The sequence below is a fragment of the Streptomyces regalis genome (assembly GCF_001509475.1).
Lineage (GTDB): Bacteria > Actinomycetota > Actinomycetes > Streptomycetales > Streptomycetaceae > Streptomyces > Streptomyces regalis.
The window spans coordinates 12,295-29,316 of the sequence record NZ_LLZG01000391.1; the positions used below are offsets into that span (position 1 = coordinate 12,295).

General features: G+C 70.5%; 16 protein-coding genes and 1 pseudogene. 9 read left to right on the top strand and 8 right to left on the bottom strand.

Translation table 11 applies throughout. The annotated features are described in order from the left end of the window. Positions 1-137: 137 nt before the first annotated feature. Both mmpA and ADL12_RS40885 read right to left on the bottom strand, forming a co-directional pair. Positions 138-284, bottom strand: a complete 147-nt coding sequence (gene mmpA, locus ADL12_RS55255; RefSeq protein WP_167364468.1) for a morphogenic membrane protein MmpA — start codon at positions 282-284, stop codon at positions 138-140. Between the two features lie 551 nt (positions 285-835). Next, positions 836-1,519, bottom strand: a pseudogene (locus tag ADL12_RS40885) (endonuclease V); the annotation flags it as partial. Positions 1,520-1,582: 63 nt separating this feature from the next. Here ADL12_RS40885 and ADL12_RS40890 point away from each other — a divergent pair. Further along, complete coding sequence (locus ADL12_RS40890; RefSeq protein ID WP_062712975.1) at positions 1,583-1,879, top strand: YciI family protein; 297 nt, start codon at positions 1,583-1,585, stop codon at positions 1,877-1,879. A 3-nt stretch (positions 1,880-1,882) separates the two neighbouring features. Here the strand turns inward: ADL12_RS40890 and ADL12_RS40895 are convergent, their stop codons facing one another. Beyond that, positions 1,883-2,236 (bottom strand): hypothetical protein, encoded by a 354-nt coding sequence (locus ADL12_RS40895; protein ID WP_062712977.1) that lies wholly within the window; start codon positions 2,234-2,236, stop codon positions 1,883-1,885. A gap of 49 nt (positions 2,237-2,285) precedes the next feature. Further along, the gene (locus ADL12_RS40900) at positions 2,286-3,347 is read right to left on the bottom strand and encodes a WD40/YVTN/BNR-like repeat-containing protein (protein ID WP_062712979.1); all 1,062 of its coding nucleotides are present in this window, start codon (positions 3,345-3,347) and stop codon (positions 2,286-2,288) included. Between the two features lie 271 nt (positions 3,348-3,618). Here ADL12_RS40900 and ssgD point away from each other — a divergent pair, with 271 nt between their 5' ends. The 5 genes from ssgD (at position 3,619) to ADL12_RS57910 (ending at position 9,310) form a co-directional block, all read left to right on the top strand. Then, positions 3,619-4,035 carry a spore wall synthesis regulator SsgD gene (ssgD, locus tag ADL12_RS40905; RefSeq protein WP_062713056.1) on the top strand — a complete coding sequence of 139 codons (417 nt, stop codon included), beginning with the start codon at positions 3,619-3,621 and terminating at the stop codon, positions 4,033-4,035. Between the two features lie 456 nt (positions 4,036-4,491). Beyond that, positions 4,492-6,117 (top strand): ABC-F family ATP-binding cassette domain-containing protein, encoded by a 1,626-nt coding sequence (locus ADL12_RS40910; protein ID WP_062712981.1) that lies wholly within the window; start codon positions 4,492-4,494, stop codon positions 6,115-6,117. 266 nt (positions 6,118-6,383) lie between these two features. Next, on the top strand, positions 6,384-7,160 hold the full coding sequence (gene ddaH, locus ADL12_RS40915) for a dimethylargininase (protein ID WP_062712983.1): 777 nt from the start codon (positions 6,384-6,386) through the stop codon (positions 7,158-7,160). A 220-nt stretch (positions 7,161-7,380) separates the two neighbouring features. Beyond that, positions 7,381-8,355: an acyl-ACP desaturase gene (locus ADL12_RS40920; protein ID WP_062712985.1), complete on the top strand. Its 975-nt coding sequence runs from the start codon at positions 7,381-7,383 to the stop codon at positions 8,353-8,355. Between the two features lie 820 nt (positions 8,356-9,175). Next, positions 9,176-9,310, top strand: a complete 135-nt coding sequence (locus ADL12_RS57910; RefSeq protein WP_279617195.1) for a hypothetical protein — start codon at positions 9,176-9,178, stop codon at positions 9,308-9,310. Here ADL12_RS57910 and ADL12_RS40925 read toward each other — a convergent pair. Then, on the bottom strand, positions 9,291-9,545 hold the full coding sequence (locus tag ADL12_RS40925; RefSeq protein WP_208614720.1) for a WhiB family transcriptional regulator: 255 nt from the start codon (positions 9,543-9,545) through the stop codon (positions 9,291-9,293). The two genes, ADL12_RS57910 and ADL12_RS40925, sit on opposite strands and share 20 nt — an antisense overlap. A 313-nt stretch (positions 9,546-9,858) precedes the next feature. Here ADL12_RS40925 and ADL12_RS40930 point away from each other — a divergent pair, with 313 nt between their 5' ends. Beyond that, complete coding sequence (locus ADL12_RS40930; protein ID WP_062713058.1) at positions 9,859-10,650, top strand: VOC family protein; 792 nt, start codon at positions 9,859-9,861, stop codon at positions 10,648-10,650. 51 nt (positions 10,651-10,701) lie between these two features. On the opposite strand, the gene ADL12_RS40935 is transcribed toward ADL12_RS40930, so the two are convergent. Continuing rightward, positions 10,702-11,742: a LacI family DNA-binding transcriptional regulator gene (locus ADL12_RS40935; protein WP_062712988.1), complete on the bottom strand. Its 1,041-nt coding sequence runs from the start codon at positions 11,740-11,742 to the stop codon at positions 10,702-10,704. Positions 11,743-11,978: 236 nt separating this feature from the next. Between ADL12_RS40935 and ADL12_RS54580 the strand changes: the two genes are divergently transcribed. Beyond that, positions 11,979-12,206, top strand: coding sequence for a hypothetical protein (locus tag ADL12_RS54580; protein ID WP_159053454.1), 228 nt, complete (start codon positions 11,979-11,981; stop codon positions 12,204-12,206). A gap of 227 nt (positions 12,207-12,433) precedes the next feature. On the opposite strand, the gene ADL12_RS40940 is transcribed toward ADL12_RS54580, so the two are convergent. Together ADL12_RS40940 and ADL12_RS40945 are read right to left on the bottom strand one after the other, a co-directional pair. After that, a complete protein-coding gene (locus ADL12_RS40940) occupies positions 12,434-13,369 on the bottom strand; it encodes an ornithine cyclodeaminase family protein (RefSeq protein WP_062712990.1) in 936 nt (311 codons plus the stop codon). Positions 13,370-13,383: 14 nt separating this feature from the next. After that, complete coding sequence (locus ADL12_RS40945; RefSeq protein WP_062712991.1) at positions 13,384-14,361, bottom strand: multicopper oxidase domain-containing protein; 978 nt, start codon at positions 14,359-14,361, stop codon at positions 13,384-13,386. Positions 14,362-14,539: 178 nt separating this feature from the next. Here ADL12_RS40945 and ADL12_RS40950 point away from each other — a divergent pair, with 178 nt between their 5' ends. Continuing rightward, on the top strand, positions 14,540-17,017 hold the full coding sequence (locus tag ADL12_RS40950) for a ThuA domain-containing protein (RefSeq protein WP_208614721.1): 2,478 nt from the start codon (positions 14,540-14,542) through the stop codon (positions 17,015-17,017). Positions 17,018-17,022: the final 5 nt, after the last annotated feature.

Below are 17,022 nucleotides of genomic sequence, written 5' to 3' on the forward strand. Positions count from 1 at the left end.
CGGGGTGCGCGACGGTGCGGGCCGCGGGTTCCTGTCGTATCAGCCGCGTACGGTCGCGGTCCCGGGGCGTGGCAGCCGCGTACGGCCCTGGTCCCGGGACGTGCCGGCCGCGTCACCCACCTGTCCGGTCAGCACACCTAGAGCGGCCACCCCGCGATCGTGTAGATCATCCCGACGATCCAGCCCAGCCCGGCCAGCGTGGCCAGGACCAGCGCGGCCGTCACGGCACGCTCGACGGGGCGGTCGGGGTCGGCGAGGGGCTTCGGGGCACGGTGCGTCGTCATGCGTCAGAGCCTGCCGATCAACGTCGGCCGCGACATCCGTACAGGTACTCAGACGACGTACTCAGTAAGGGGAATGAGCCGGGGACTCAACCGACGTCATCACTTGTCGGCCAGTCCCCCAACGCTTCCGCGATCCGCTCCCGCACGTCCCGATCGGGCGCGGAGGTGGCGATCCGGACGGCGATGGGGCCGATCTGCCAGCCCGCATGATGGTCGAAGAAGGGAGGGGGCCCTGCCTCGTTGTGGGCGACCTTGCCGACCAGCTCCGCGAGCCGGACCAGCAGCCGCTGCTGGTCCGTCGGGTGCTCCCAGGCATCGAGCCCTCGCCCGCGGACCAGTCCGAACACCTCGCTGCCCCGGCTCCACCGATCGCGGTCGCCCGCCAGTTCCACCGCGGCGTCGATCTCCGGGGTCCGGCCCACGCCCTCCGCCGCTGCCGCGAGCACCCGCCCCGCCCAGGTCACGGGCAGGGGCTGGCGCTCGAACAGGGAACGCCCCCACGTCCGGGTGGGGTCGGCCGCTGCTCGGGCGGCGAGCTCCGGCCTCGGACCGGTCGCCTCCTTCAGCGCCCGGCGGCACAAGGAGTCCGCGCGGCGCGTCGTCTCCGGAAGGCGGTACTCGGGGGTCAGCGCGAGCGTGTGCGCGCAGGCGTTGTCGAGGCTCACCCGGTGGCCGACCGAGACGAAGACGGGCTTGACGGCATCACGGGTGCGCAGGGCGCGGCCGACCTCCTCGTCGCCCGCCATGAGCGGCGCGGACGACCCGCGCGCGGCGGCGGGATCGTCGTACGTGAAGGTGAACGGGTTCTTCGCGACGCCGATCGTGGGCAGGCCGGTCAGGACGCCGAGGTGGCTGGCGAGGCCGAAGCGGCGGGGGTGGGCGAGGCCGTAGCCGTCGCAGACGACGAGGCCGGGCGGGCAGGGCAGGGCGTCGAGGGCGGCCAGGACCGTGGGGATCTCGCGGAAGGCGAGCAGGCCGGGGACGTAGGGGAAGGAGATCCGCCCGACGGCCGTGGTCTCGGCGACGACGTCGAGGGTCGCCGCGTCCAACACGACCGCTGCTGCGGCGACCACGTCCCGCTCGTCGTCGTAGGCCACGTCGACACCGGTCACGTGCCCGGCTCCGGGCGGCGGGCCCGGCTCGTCGAGCACCACCCGCTCCCGCAACTCGTCCTGGACGGCGCGGGCTTCTTCCTCGGTCGCGGGCCAGCCCGCGGGAATGCGTACGGTCGTCATGGTGGGCACGAGCGTACGGTGCCGGGGCCGGCCGGCGCGGGCCCCGGGGGTAGGCTCGCGATCATGTTCGTGCTGGAGCTGACCTACACCGCCCCGCTCGATGCCGTCGACGCCGTGCTGGAGGCGCATGTGGCGTGGCTCGACGAGCAGTACGAGAAGGGGTTCTTTCTCGCCTCCGGGCGCAAGAACCCCCGCGACGGCGGGGTGATCCTCGCCGTCGCGGAGGACCGGGCCCGGATCGAGGAGATCGCCGCGACGGATCCGTTCGTCGGCGCCGGGGTCTGCGCGTACCGCATCACCGAGTTCGCCGCCACGAAGACGGCGCCGGAGCTGGCACGGTACCGCGAGACGCTCGGCTGAACCTCACTTGCCCAGCGCCTGCTTGAGCTGGCTCTTGTTCATGTCCGAACGCCCGTGGATGTTGCGCTTCTTGGCCTCCTCGTACAGCTGGTCGTAGGTGGGGCCCTGGGAGCCCTTGCCCGACCGCTGGCCGCCCCGCTTGCCCGAGGACATGTCCTGGGTGGACGTGCGGCTGGCGGACTTGGACTCGCCGGACCGTGCGCGTTCCACGGGGGTCTGGGGGTGTCCCCCAGAAGACACAGCCACCGTCCGCGCCGCGATCTCCTTCGCACGCGAGGCGCTCTCGCCCCGGTCCTGGGCACTCTCCTTGATGTGCTCGTACTGGCGTTCCCGCTTGGGGCTCGAACCGCGTGGCATGTCGGGTCACTCCTCTCGCAGTCGGCGACCGAGTACCCACATTCCGGCGTCAGCTCTCCAGCCGCGCGACCCGGCCCTTCTCCCCCGCGGCCCAGCAGCCCAGGTCCGGCGTGCAGTCCACGGTGTCGTACGAGCCGGTGTCGACGGTCCGCCAGGTGCGGCCACCGTCCGTCGTCACGTCGGTGCCGGTGGGGCCGACCGCGAGGGCGGCGGTACGGCTGTGCGGGAGCCAGGCGACGCCGGAGCGGTAGGCGGGCGGGGGCGTGGCGGCGGGCGGCCAGCTGTGGCCGCCGTCGGAGGTGCGTGCGGCGGCCTGCGGGGAGGCTTGCTCGGGGCGGTAGTCGCCACCGACCGCGAGGCCGTGCGTACGGTCGCGGAAGGCGAGCGCGAAGACGCCGCGGGCCGGGTCGCCCGCCGGGATCGGCGCGTCGGCGGCCGTCCAGGTCAGCCCCCGGTCGGCGGAGTGCAGCACACGCGCGCGTGCGGCGCCGCCGGTGGCCAGCCAGACGTCCTTCGGCCCGGAGCTGACCAGGCACTGCCCGCTCGCCGCGAAGCCGGCCTCGCCCACCTGCGCGGCGGGCATCCCGTCGCTGGGCAGCACCTGCCAGGAGCGGCCGCCGTCGCTGGTCGACAGGATGCGGAACCGGCCGTCCACCGGGTCGCTCATCGCCAGGCCGTGGCGGCGGTCGAAGAAGGTGAGGCAGTCGTAGAAGGCCCGTGCGTCAGTGTTGCGGAAGGATTCGGTCCAGGTCGCGCCGCCGTCGTCCGTGCGGTACACGCGGGACGCCTCGCCCTCCCCGATGGCCAGCACCACGGCCCGGCGCGCGTCGAACGCCTCGATGTCCCGGAACTGCAGCTCGGCGGCGCCGGGCGGCGAGACGTTCCGCCAGGTCGCGCCGCCGTCGGTGGTACGCAGCACGGTGCCCTCGGTTCCGGCCAGCCAGGCGGTGTGCCGGCTGACCGCGGACAGCCCGCGGAAGCGCACCTCGGGCGTGCCGCTGTCCTTGAGCTCCCAGTGCGGCTCCCGGCCCTTCGGCTCGTGCGCCTGCGCCTGCGCGGGTACGGCGGTCAGCGCTGCCAGCGCCGCCCCGCACGCCACCCCCGCGGCCATTGTCCGAAACGTACGCCCCGACCGTCGCATGCTCCCCGAACGCCTCATGGCGGGCGAAGCTAGCCCACCACCCCGGTGTCGTCCAGATGGCCCCGATGACCACATGTGACTTTCCCGGCACTGCCGGACGAACAAGCCACTCCCCTGCATGACGGCGGTGACAGAGGTCACTCGCATCCGGGGTGCACGGATTGGCTGATTCCGTCGTCTCTACCAGTGCCCGGTCTCGTCCGCCCGGAAGTTCGTCCAGCTGTCACAAGGGAGCATGGCGTTGTCCACCGTAATCGAGCAGCCCGTTGAGGCCCGTCTCGTCGCCGCCGCGCCGCGGATGCCGAGCATTCCCGCGACCCTTCACTACGACCGGCGCGACCCGTTCGCCGTCCGCATGACCTTCCCGGCCCCGGCCACCCTGGAGGGCGTGGAGGTCTGCTGGGCCTTCAGCCGCGAGCTTCTCGTGGCCGGCCTGGAGGGGCCCGAGGGGGACGGCGACGTGCGGGTGCGGCCGTACGGCTTCGACCGTACGGTCCTGGAGTTCCATGCCCCCGAGGGCACGGCCGTCGTGCACATCCGCTCGGGCGAGGTTCGGCGGTTCCTCCAGGCGACCAGCGAGTTGGTGCCGCTCGGTCTGGAGCACCTTCAGCTCGATCTGGACCGCGATCTGGCGGAACTGATGCGGGACGCTTGCTGACGGGGGGTTCTCGCCTCCGCCGCCCCTACCCGTCCCATCCTGAAGGGGCTCCACCCCTTCCACCCCGCCAGGGGGCTGCCGCCCCCTGGACCCCCGCTTCGGCCCTGAACGGGCCTCGTCCTCAAACGCCGGACGGGCTGGGATGCACGGACCGGCGTCGAGATGGCGAGCCTAACCCTGCGCTCGTTTTAATTCCGTTGACAGCCCCGGGGCCCCCTTCTACCGTTTACCACGGTCCTGTTGCCGTCGATTGGAGAAGGACGTTGCTCGTCTGAGGTCCTGAGACACCGCGTCACACCTGAAGTGTGTGTGCGCCGCGTGCGACCTCGGCGTTCGAGCCGTCCTCCGGAGCAGGGCTTTTCTCATGCCCCTGAGCCCTCCGAGGCCTCCCCGTTGGTCGCCGGTGTCTCGATACGCGTTTGCCCTTGATCGCTTCGAGCATCCGCGGAGGCCCGTATGTCTACTTCCATCACCTGTACATCCCTCTCCTTCACCTGGCCCGACGGCACCTCCGTCTTCGAGGGCCTCGACGTCTCGTTCGGCCCGGGCAGGACCGGGCTCGTCGGCGTCAACGGGTCCGGGAAGTCGACCCTGTTGAAGCTCATCGCCGGTGAACTCGCCCCGGCCGACGGCGCCGTGCGCGTCGCGGGGGAGGTCGGCTACCTCCCGCAGAACGTCACCCTCGACACCGGCCTCAAGGTCGACGAGACCCTCGGCATCGCCACGCAGCGAGCCGCGCTGCACGCCATCGAGGCGGGCGACGTGGCCGAGGAGCACTTCGAGACCGTCGGCGACGACTGGGACGTCGAAGAACGGGCTCTCGCCACACTCGGTGAACTCGGGCTCGGCCACGTCGAGTTGGATCGGACGATCGGCGAGGTGTCGGGCGGCGAGTCGGTGCTGCTGCGGCTGGCCGCGCTGTTGCTGCGCCGCCCGGACGTCCTGCTGCTCGACGAGCCCACCAACAACCTCGACCTGTACGCACGCAGGCGGCTGAACGCGGCCGTCGCGGCCTGGCCGGGGGTGATGGTGGTGGTCAGCCACGACCGCGAACTCCTGGACCTCGTCGACCAGATCGCCGATCTGCGCTCCGGGGAGGTCACCTGGTACGGCGGCAACTACTCCGCGTACGAGGAGGCGCTCGCCACCGAGCAGGAGGCGGCCGAGCGCATGGTGCGCGTCGCCGAGGCGGACTTCCGCAAGCAGAAGCGGGAACTGACCGATGCCCAGGTCAAGTTGGCGCTGCGCAAGCGGTACGCCCAGAAGATGTACGACACCAAGCGCGAACCCCGGGCCGTCATGAAGCTGAAGAGCCGCGCGGCCCAGGTCTCCGCCGGCAAGCACCGCATCATGCACGAGGAGAAGCTCACCGAGGCCAAGGAGCGGCTCGACGAGGCGGTGGACGCCGTACGGGACGACGACGAGATCCGCGTCGACCTGCCGTACACGGCCGTACCGCCGGGCCGTAACGTCCTCACGCTCATGGACCTGGAGTTGGCGTACGGCGCGCGCGTGACCGGCGGCTTCGATCTGCGCGGGCCGGAGCGGATCGCCCTCATCGGGCGCAACGGCTCGGGCAAGACGACGCTGCTGCGGACGATCGCCGGGGAGCTGGAGCCGGTGTCGGGCGCGGCGACGGCGCATGTCCCGCTCCGCTTCCTGCCGCAGCGGCTGGACGTGCTCGACGGCGAGTTGTCGGTCGCCGAGAACGTGGCCCGCTTCGCGCCGGGCGCCACCAACAACCGGGTCCGGGCACGCCTTGCCCGATTCCTGTTCCGGGGCGCCCGCGCCGACCAGAAGGCGGCCACGCTGTCCGGCGGCGAACGCTTCCGGGCGGCCCTGGCCGCGCTGATGCTGGCCGAGCCGGCACCGCAGTTGCTGATGCTGGACGAGCCGACGAACAACCTGGACATGGCGAGCGTACGGCAGCTCACCACGGCCCTGGAGTCGTACGAGGGGGCGCTGATCGTGGCCAGCCACGACCTGCCGTTCCTGGAGTCGATCGGCATCACCCGCTGGCTGATGTTGGAGGAGGGAGAACTGAAGGAAACCACGCCAGAAGCTGTCGGGTATCCCGCCTAGCTTCGAGCACGACCTGGACGTGGTCGCGCAGGCCGACTGGATCATCGACCTGGGGCCGGACGGGGGCCGGACGGCGGTCGGGTGATCTTCGAGGGAACGCCACGCCAGCTCCTCGAAGCGCACGGCTCCTTCACCGCCGAGCATCTCAGGAGGGCCACAGCCTGATCACATGGGTTTTGCCCGCACAGGCTCGCCCTGCATGATGGCGGACCGGTGTCCTGTGCATGATGGGTGCCGAAACCTGCCACCGACCCGGAGATCCTCCCGTGCCCAGCAAGAAGGCCCTCATCCGCCGCCCGAGCCCGCGCCTCGCCGAAGGGCTGGTGACGCACATCGAGCGGGAGAAGGTCGACGTCGATCTCGCGGTCGAGCAGTGGGAGGCGTACGCGGAGGCCCTGCGCACGCACGGCTGGGAGACGATCGAGGTCGATCCGGCCGACGACTGCCCCGACTCGGTGTTCGTCGAGGACACGGTCGTCATGTACAAGAACGTCGCACTGATCACCCGGCCCGGTGCCGAGGCCCGGCGCGACGAGACCATCGGCGTCGAGGAGGCCGTGGCCTCGCTCGGCTGCTCCGTGAACTGGATCTGGGAGCCGGGCACGCTGGACGGCGGCGACGTGCTGAAGGTCGGCGACACGATCTACGTCGGTCGTGGGGGCCGTACCAACGCGGCGGGTGTCCAGCAGTTGCGGGCCGCTTTCGAGCCGCTGGGGGCGCGGGTCGTCACCGTGCCGGTGAGCAAGGTGCTGCACCTGAAGTCGGCGATCACGGCGCTGCCCGACGGAACGATCCTCGGACGTATCCCGCAGCTGGACGTGCCGTCGCTGTTCCCGCGCTTCCTGCCCGTGCCGGAGGAGTCCGGGGCGCATGTGGTGCTGCTGGGCGGCGGCAAACTGCTCATGGCCGCGAGCGCGCCGAAGACCGCGGAGCTGCTCGCCGACCTCGGCCATGAGCCCGTTCCGGTCGACATCAGCGAGTTCGAGAAGCTCGAAGGATGTGTGACATGTCTCTCGGTGCGGATGCGGGAACTGTATGCGTGACCGACTGAACGGATCGCGTTCTCAGCCCCGGGACCTGCGGGTCCTGGGGCTTTGCGCATACCCGTGAAATCACGGCGTCACGGCGGCTGATCAGCAGTCTTTACACTGCCCTTAACCTACGGCTTCGTAACCTACGGTTTCGTAGCCTACGATCCCGTAGGTTCCCGGCAACCGCTTCGCCGGTGACATGCCCTGTGCTGTGCGTCCCCCTGGAGTTCCCGTGACGATCACTTCCCCTCACCTCGGCAGCCCTGCCGTCTGGACCGACGCCCGCCTGCTGTACGCGTTGGAGGAAGTGGTCGAGACCGAACTCAACCGCCATCTGCAGGTCGCCAAGGACTGGATGCCGCACGAGTACGTGCCGTGGACGGACGGCCGCAACTTCCCCGGCCTCTTCGAGGACGGTGAGGGCTGGGACAAGGAGCAGTCCAAGGTCACCGAGATCGGCCGTATCGCGCTCGTCGTGAACCTCCTGACCGAGGACAACCTCCCCAGCTACCACCACGAGATCGCCTCGCTCTTCGGCCGTGACGGCGCCTGGGGCACGTGGGTGCACCGCTGGACCGCCGAGGAGGGGCGGCACGGCATCGTGATGCGCGACTATCTGCTCACCTCGCGCGCGGTGGACCCGGACAAGCTGGAGCAGTTCCGCATGTCCCACATGAGCGAGGGCTTCGAGTCGGACAACCGGCACTCGATGCTGCACTCGGTCGCCTACGTCGCCTTCCAGGAGCTCGCGACGCGCATCTCGCACCGCAACACCGGGCACCAGTCGGGCGACCCGATCTGCGACCGGATGCTGGCGCGCATCGCGACCGACGAGAACCTGCACATGGTCTTCTACCGGAACCTGCTGAAGGCCGCGTTCGAACTCGCCCCCGACCTGACGATGCAGGCGGTCCGGGACGTCGTCGTCAACTTCCGCATGCCCGGCCACGGCATCCCCGGCTTCGAGCGTGCCGCCGCCCAGATGGCCATCGGCGAGGTCTACAACCTGCGCATCCACCACGACGACGTCCTCCAGCCCGTCCTCCGCTTCCTGAAGATCATGGAAATCGACGGCCTCGGCCCCGAGGGCCAGAAGGCCCAGGAGGAACTGGGCCTGTTCATGGGCGGCCTGGACGCGGAGGCCCTGAAGTTCGACGAGAAGCTGGCGGCCCGGAAGGCCCGGATGGCGGCTCGGGCCGGGGGCTGAGGGTCGGGGTTGAGGGGCAGCGCTACGGGCCGAGGGGCGTGGGCTGAGGGGTGACGGCCGTGCGCCGGAACCGAGAGCCAGGCCCACCGGCCCAGGCACGCGCTCATGTGAAGAGGCCGGAGGTGCGGTCGGCTGACAGCCGCAACCCCGGACTGAGCACCAAGGACTGCGAGCCGACAGCCGAGGACTCAAGGCGAGACAGGCCATGTCCAAGGCTGAGACCCGAGGACCGTGCACTGACAGCCGAAGGCCCAGAGACGACGGCCGAGGACCGGAGCCAAGGCCATGGAGACCGGAGCCAAGGCCATGGACCGACAGCCGCAACCCCGGACTGAACGCCAAGGACTGCGGACCGACAGCCGAGGACTCAGGCGAGACGGGCCGTGCCCAGGGCTGAGACCCGAGGACCGCGGGCTGACGGCCGAGGGCCGAGAGGTGACGGCCGAGGGCCGAGGGCCAGGGGCACAAGGATCCAGCGCGCGGGCCGGGGATTTACGGCGCGACCCCCTGGCCGCCGGCCGGAGGCATACGGCGCGGGCTGTGGGCGCGAGTCTCCCGGCCCGGGGGCTCCGGCGCGCAGGGCTCGGGCCGTGGCTGCTGGGGCGGAGGGAAGACGGGCTGTTGGGGCTGATGGCGCGCCGACGGTCGGCGGCGTGCGAATGGCTCGGGGCAGGCTGACGGCTGGGTCGGCGGTTCACGTGCCGGCGCCCACGCGGTCGGCGGCTCGGACCAACAGTGCCCGCGACGAGGACCGCGACCCGCGTCTGTACGTCGCGCCAGGGGTACGGCCGCACTGGGCGACGCGGGGCGAACGGGTCACATGGATGCCGCGCCCACCCTGTGCGACTCCCCCATCGGCTACCGGCTCGCCCATGACCGGGCCGAGCGGACGGTGACCGTGGACATCACGCAGGCGCCCGAGGGCGTCCGTCGGTTCAGCGTGACGTACGCCTGAGCTCCAGGCGTTCCTTCTCCGACAGGCCGCCCCAGACGCCGAAGCGTTCGTCGTTGTCGAGCGCGTACTCGAGGCAGGCGGAGCGGATCGGGCACAGGCCGCAGATCCGCTTCGCCTCCCGTACGGAGCTGCCCGGCTCGGGGAAGAAGAAGTCCGCCCCGGTCTGCGCGCACAACGCCTCCTGCTGCCAGTCCAGGTCGGGCGAGGTGATCGTTGCGATCGTTTCGAGGTGCATACGCAGGATGGTGCCGGTCGGCGAAAAACGTTCGATCAACGCGGGATCAACGCCGCGCCGCAGGGCCTCCGGTCGACTCGATGGTCTCCCTCCCCGCGCGGCGGCGCACGGCGGCGCGCGGAAACGGGTGAAAAACATGGAGGTCCTCGTTGGGCACCCATTCCTCGCTGGGCACCCATGGTGACCGCGGCCGTCGCCGCAGTCGGCGGCAGCGCTCCGGCAGCGCTTGTCAGTGGGCGGTGCAAGACTCGGCAGAGCAGACAGCACAACGGACAAGGACACGGACAACGGGACCCTTCCGAGGAGGGCGATGATGCTCACCACCCGTTACGTCACCGGCGCGCCGAACTGGATCGACCTCGGCACACCCGACATCGAGGGCGCCGCTTCCTTCTACGGCGGCCTGTTCGGCTGGCGGTTCCAGCCGGGCGGACCCGAGACCGGAGGTTACGGCCTCTTCCAGCTCGACGGGAGGACGGCGGCCGGCGGTATGCAGACGACCGAGGAGCAGGGTCCGCCCTCCTGGACGGTGTACTTCCAGACTCCGGACGTGGACGCCACGGCGAAGGCGGCCGAACAGGCGCACGGCTCGGTGCTGATGCGGCCCATGGACGTGATGGACCTGGGCCGCATGGCCATCCTCGCCGACAAGGCGGGCGTGTCCTTCGGTCTGTGGCAGCCCGGCACCAACAAGGGTCTCGACGTCGTCCAGGAGCCCGGCTCGCTGTGCTGGCTGGAGCTGTACACCACCGACGTGCCGGCCGCGGCGGGTTTCTACCACGCGACGCTCGGCCTGGAGACCTTCGCCCTCGACTTCTACGGCGGGACGTACACGACGTTCGGCCCTGCCGGAGAAGAAGAGGACGCCATGTTCGGCGGTGTCGTCGACAAGGCCGACGATCCGGCGGAGGCCCAGGGCCCGGCGTACTGGCTGCCGTACTTCGAGGTCACGGACACGGACGCCACGGTCGCCAAGGCGCAGGAGCTGGGCGGCACGGTCCGTATACCGGCCACGGACCTGCCGGACGTCGGCCGTATCGCCAAGCTCACCGACCCGTACGGGGCACGCTTCGCGGTGATCAAGAGCGCGCCGCCGCAGAGCTGAGGGAACGGGACAGGCACCCGTCGGACGAGACAGAGGCTCCCGTCGGACGACCTACGCGGACGCCCGCCGCACCAGTGTGGTCGGCAGCACCACGCTGGACGGTGCGGCGCCGACGCCCTGCTCGGCGGCGCGCCGGTCGAGCCCCCGGAGCAGCAGCCGGGCCATCAACCGGCCCATCTCCTCTATGTCCTGACGGACCGTCGTGAGCGACGGCTCGGTCTGTTCCGCGACCGGAAGCATGTCGTCGAACCCGACCACCGCGACATCCTGCGGCACCCGTCGGCCCGACTCGCGCAACACCCGCAGCGCCCCCGCCGCGGTGAGATCGTTGGCGGCGAACACGGCATCCAGGTCCGGGCAGCGTTCGAGAAGCTCGCGCATCGCCCGCTCACCGCCGGCCGGCGTGAAGTCGCCCTCGACGATGAGCCGCGGATCGGCGTCGACCATGACATCCCGGTAGCCGTCGAGCCGGTCCACCGCCGACGTCTGGTCGAGGGCGCCGGTGATGTGCGCGATGCGGGTGCGGCCCAGGCCGACGAGGTGGCGTACGGCGTCGCGGGCGCCGCCACGGTTGTCGCTGTCGACGTACACCACGCCACGCCGGTCGCCGCCGCTCCAGTCGGGCCGTCCGCCGAACACGGTGGGGACTCCGGCGTGCTGGATCAGGCCGGGCAGCGGGTCGTCGAGGTGCAGTGAGAAGACGAGCGCTCCGTCGACGTGCCCGCCGGCGAGGTAGCGGCCGACGCGGGCGTGGTCGTCCCGGCCCTCCGTCAGGAGCAGCACCAGTTGGTTGTCGTAGGCCGTCAGCTCCTTGCTGATCCCACGGAGTTGCAGCGCGAAGAAGGGGTCGGCGAAGACGCGGGTCTCGGGTTCGGCGACGACGACGGCGACGGCGTCGTGCCGCCGGGTCACCAGGCTGCGGGCGGCCTGGTTGGGCACGTACCCGAGCTCCTCCACCGCCTTGCGGACCCGCTCCACGAGGGGCTCCCTGACCCCGTCCCCGCCGTTGACCACCCGGGACACGGTGGCCCGCGAGACCCCGGCCCGGGCGGCCACGGCCTCCAGGGTGGGGCGCGGGGCTGTGTCGGTCACTTCGGGGCTCCTTGTCCGAGGTTGCGGATCAGGATAGCCCTGGCAGGAAACGGAGGTGAGAGCGCTCTCCGATCATCGGGACCGCGTGCGCCAGGAATGCCGAGAACGGTGCGGACCGCCGTTCGACCGGGTGCTGCATTCGGCCGATCTTGCCTGGCAGGCTCCTCGGCGGCGGCAGAGGCTACTGCTGACGGCCGCCGAGGACAGTGGGCGGCACGGCCCCGACAGGAGATGCCATGCGGACCACTCCCAGGAGAGAAGCAGTTGCGCGAGGGCTGCGGCGCGCAGGCGCGTCCCGCAGGTGGTGGCTGCTGTTCTCCGTCGGCGTGGCCCTGGGCCTCCTCGGTTCCAGCAGTGCGGGGGCCGCCGAAGGTGGCGCGCCCGCGCCCCGTCGCTGCGACCCGGCACCGACCGGCGTCGCCGCCCAGGACTACTTCCTGGCTTCACCGTGCCGCCCGGGCTGATGCCGGACCGGCAGTGCGACCGGCGCCCGGCGAGGATCCATGTCCACCGGGCCCGTCCGGTGTAAGCGCACGGCAAGCGCGCCGACGTTCCCCACCGGGCCGCGGTGCCGGCCCACGGCTGCAACCTGCCCGGCCCGCCGGTGTTCGGCATACGCCACCCGCCCGCAGGGTGGCACACCCGGCCGTCACTGCGCGCGGCCAAGCTCCCCGAGACTTCTGAACCCGGCTCAGCTCAACAGGTCGACCCGCTGCCCGACGCCCTCCCGCTCCGCCGCCCGATACGCCACCCATGACAGGGCCAGGTCCTGCCAGGGCAGCCCGACGGGAGCGTAGACGGAACGGGCCGCGGCACTCGTACGGCCCGGGTGTTCGCCGCGCAGTACGGCACCGAGGGTGGTGTCGGTGGCCTCCGCGGGCAGGCCGGTGGCCGCCAACGCGCCCATGGTGGCGGCGAGTTCGCGGTCGTCGACAACGAGCAGCGCCGCCCGAAGCAGGTCGGCCGCCAGCTCCTGCTTGCCGGGCTCGTCGGCTCCCAGGCTCGTGAAGTGCTGCCCTTCCCGGGTGTCGGCCAGGGACAGCAGCGGCGATCGTGACCAGGTCGCCAGCAGTACGGTGTCGGCGGCCACGGCGACCTCCCGCGCCGAGCCCAGAACCCGACCACCGTGGCGTGCGGCGAAGTCGGCGGCGCGGTCGCCGTCCGTGTCGTGGACGGCCAGGTCGCCGCACGGCCGCAGAGCACGCAGCCCCCGCAGCATGAGCTCCGCCTGCGCCCCCGCGCCGATCACCCCCAGCACGTCGCCGGGCCCGGCGAGGAGGTGAGTTCCCAACGCCGCCGCCAGCCCCGTGCGCCATGCGGTGACCGTCGCCGAGTCCAGCAGGGCGAGCAACTCGCCGTCCTCGCCGCTGTGCAGGCAGATCACCCCGCGCAGGGCGGGCCGGGCGTCCGGGAACTTGGCGTTGACCTTGACCGTATAGGCCGGGATGCCGGGCAGGAGGCCCGGGATCAGGGCGGTCGCCGTGCCGGGGAAGGGGAGGTCCGTACGCACGCGTTGTCCCGCGATCGGTACGCCCTCCGCGTTCCGGAAGCCGTCCCGCAGAGCATCGGCGCAGGCCTCCGGCTGTAGTACGGCTTCCAGGTCACCGCGCGTCAGAAGAAGGGTCACGCGCCCATGATCGGTCAGTGCTCGTGCTCGGCCGACGGATGTGCGTGCTCGTGCGGCTCGTACCCGGGAATCGCCCCGTCCGCCTTCTTCACCAGGAACAGCCCCACCATCCCCATGTCGGAGTGGCTCTGCACATGGCAGTGGTACATCCATGCCCCCGCCCCGACCCCCTCCCCCGCGATCACCTGGAAACCGAACGAGTCCGCCGGACCGCAGATCTTGTTGTCGATGACCTGGCTGGGGTCGTCCGGGCCGGTGAGCATGCCCGTGCGGTTGTCGGCCCAGCGATGACCGTGCAGGTGGAAGGTGTGGTAGTACTCGCCGTGCGTGATCATCACGAACTCGACGCGATCGCCCACCGTCGCTTCGAAGTCCGGGCCGCTGTGCGCGGGCCTGTTGTTGATCAGCATGTCGTTGAAGACGATGGTGTGGGTCGCGTCCGGGAGGATGTCGCCCTTGCGCCGGACGATCACCGGCCCGTAGAGGCCCTTGCGGATGCCGCCCGTGCCGTGCTCGGTACCGACGACGTGGTCGTGGTAGTGCCAGTAGCCCGCACTGCCCGCCCGCCAGGTGCCGTCCTTGCGGCGGCCGGGGGCGTGGGTGCGCCAGGTGTAGGTGCGGGTGCCGCCGGGCTCGACGTCGCTCTTGTTCAACTTCGTGCCGTCGCTGGTGATTTCGTAGTCGAGGCCGTGGACATGCAGGCTCACCGGCACGTCCATCGTGTTCTCGAACTCGACGTGCAGGGTGTCGCCCTCGTTGAGCTCGATGAGCGGGCCGGGGATGGTCGCCTTGCCCTTTTCGAGGCCGTAGCCCATCTGCCCGTCGGCGAGTTTCTCGGCGTACAGCTTGAGATGCCTGACCTCGCCGCCGGCCGGGGCGGTCCTCGGCGGCGTGTCGGCACTCACGGCCTCGGGCACCGACGCCAGGGACAACGATGTCGCGACGGTCGCGCCGCCCAGCAGTACACGTCTGTTGAAGCTGCGTCTGTTCATGCCGAACTCCCCACGGCGGTACGGAAATTACGGGGATGAACCGGTGAGACGGTACCGGCCGGGCTCCCGTTTATCCACACTCAGGACAAAGTTCGTCCCAGTGCGGTCATAGGTATTGGCGAGTCGTTCAAAGGGGTCTAGCTTCCTTGTCGCTGTTGCTGTGACCGTGGAGGTGCCCATGCACTTACGAGGGTTGAGCACGAGAAGACAGACCTGGGTGGCCACTGTGACCGCCGGGATCGTCGCCGCCGGTCTGATGTCGGCTCCGGCGGCCGACGCACGCCCGGTCCCGGAACCACCCCTGACAACGATGTCCGTCAAGTCGCCACCGGGCGGCGCGAATGTACGGGTGCTCATCTTCTACGGCTCCGCGGCCGCAGGCGACGAGTCGCCTCTGGTGAACGCCGGCATCGAGGCGATCGAGCGGATCGGCCTGTCGGGCCCGGCCGACCAGCGCTTCAAGGTCGAGGCCACGAAGGACGCCTCGGTCTTCACCGATGAGACGAAGCTGGGCCGCTTCAACGCGATCGTGTTCCTCACCGGTGGCGGCGATGTCCTCGACCCCGAGCAGGAGGCGGGTCTGGAGGCCTACATGGAGGCGGGCGGCGGTTTCGTCGGCATCCATGACGCGGCCCGCGCCGAGCCGTACTCGGACTGGTTCACCGGCCTGGTCGGCGCCCGCCCGGCAGCCGGCGGCCCGACGAACGTCCAGCGGGCCGTCGTCGAGGTCGGCGACCGGCGGCATCCGGCGACCAAGGAGCTTCCGGTGCAGTGGAAGCGGCCGGACAAGTGGCTGAACTGGGCGAAGAACCCGTCGGGTGCGGTGCACACCGTCGCCCGGGTACGGGAGTCGAGCTACCAGCCGGGCACGAGCGCCAACGGCTGGGACCACCCGGTGAGTTGGTGCCGCGACTACGACGGCGGCCGCTCCTTCTACACGGGTATGGGCGGCACGGTGTCGTCGTACGACGAGACCGACTTCCGTACGCATCTGCGCGGCGCCCTGCTGTGGACGACACGGCTGGTGCAGGCCGACTGCAAGGCGACCATCACCGGAAACTACAAAGCCGAGCGCCTCACCCAGCCCAACCAGCCCGGCCGGAACGACCAGATCGGCGAGCCGCACGGCCTGGTCACCGCCCCCGACGGCCGCGTCCTCTACATCGGCCGGGGCGGCGCCGACTCCTCCCAGCCGGTGATCACCGACTGGAACAACCCGGACATCGGCAAGGGCAAGGGCGAGATCCATGTCTACGACCCGACGACCAAGAAGGTCACTCTGGCCGGGGCCCTGACGGTATTCGGCAACAAGGGCGGCGGCGACGAGCTGATCAAGGTCGAGGAGGGGCTCCTCGGCATCGAACTCGATCCGCGCTTCGAGGAGAACGGCTGGGTGTATCTGCATTACACCCCGCACTCGCAGATCAACCGCGACACGCGAATGGCCGAGCGGCGCGTCTCCCGCTTCACGCTCGACCCGGCCACGAACAAGCTGGACCTGAGCAGTGAGAAGGTGCTGCTCAAGTGGCCGGTGCAGATCCACAGTTGCTGCCACTCGGGCGGTGGGATGACCTGGGACTCCCAGGGCAACCTGTACATCGCGACCGGCGACAACAACTCCAGCCGCTTCAGCGACGGTTACTCGGGCAACAACCCCGAGCCCGACTACAAGGGCGTCTCCTTCGCCGACGCGCGCCGCACCGCCGGCAACACCAACAACCTCAACGGCAAGATCCTGCGCATCCACCCGGAGCCCGACGGCACGTACACCCTCCCCGAGGGCAACCTCTTCACGGGCCGGGAGACCGACGAGGGCGGCGGCAAGACGCGCGGCGAGATCTATGTGATGGGAGTCAGGAACCCGGCACGCATCTTCGTCGACCAGCAGACGGACATCCTGTACGCGGGCTGGGTCGGCCCCGACGCCTCGGCGCCCTCCACGACCTGGGGCCCGGCGAAGTACGACACCTTCGCCGTCATCACCAAGGCGAGCAACCGGGGTTGGCCGTACTGCATGGGCAACAAGCAGCCCTACCGCGACCGCAATCTGCCCGACCCGACGAAGCCGCTGGGCTGGTACGACTGCGACCACCCCAAGAACGAGTCGCCGAACAACAACGGCCTGGTCAACCTCCCTCCGGTCACCGGCAACAACATCTGGTACTCGCCGCAGGGAGGCGCCCCGGACTTCCCGCGCGACGCGAACGGCATCCCGTCGTACAAGCAGGAGGAGTCCACGTATCTGCTGCCGTGGCTCAAGGGCGGCGGCCAGGCAGCGATGAACGGTCCGGTCTACCGCTACGACGCCACGAGCGCGAGCGACGTGAAGTGGCCGTCGTACTGGGACGGCAAGTGGTTCGTCGGCGACTTCTACGACGCCGACCAGCCGCGCAACGCCGTGATCACCGACCCGAAGACCCACGGTGACGGCGGTCTGCCGGTCCACTCGGAGTCGTTGAAGAAGATCGTGCCGATCGGCAATGACGGCATCAAGAACCTCATGGACTGGAAGTTCGGCCCGGACGGCTCGCTGTACGTCCTCGACTACGGCCGCGGGTTCTTCACCTCGGACGCCAAGTCGGCGCTGTGGCGGGTCACTTACACGGGCGGCGGTCCGACCCCGGCCGCCGACCAGCTGGCGAGGGGGACGCAGTGACACGA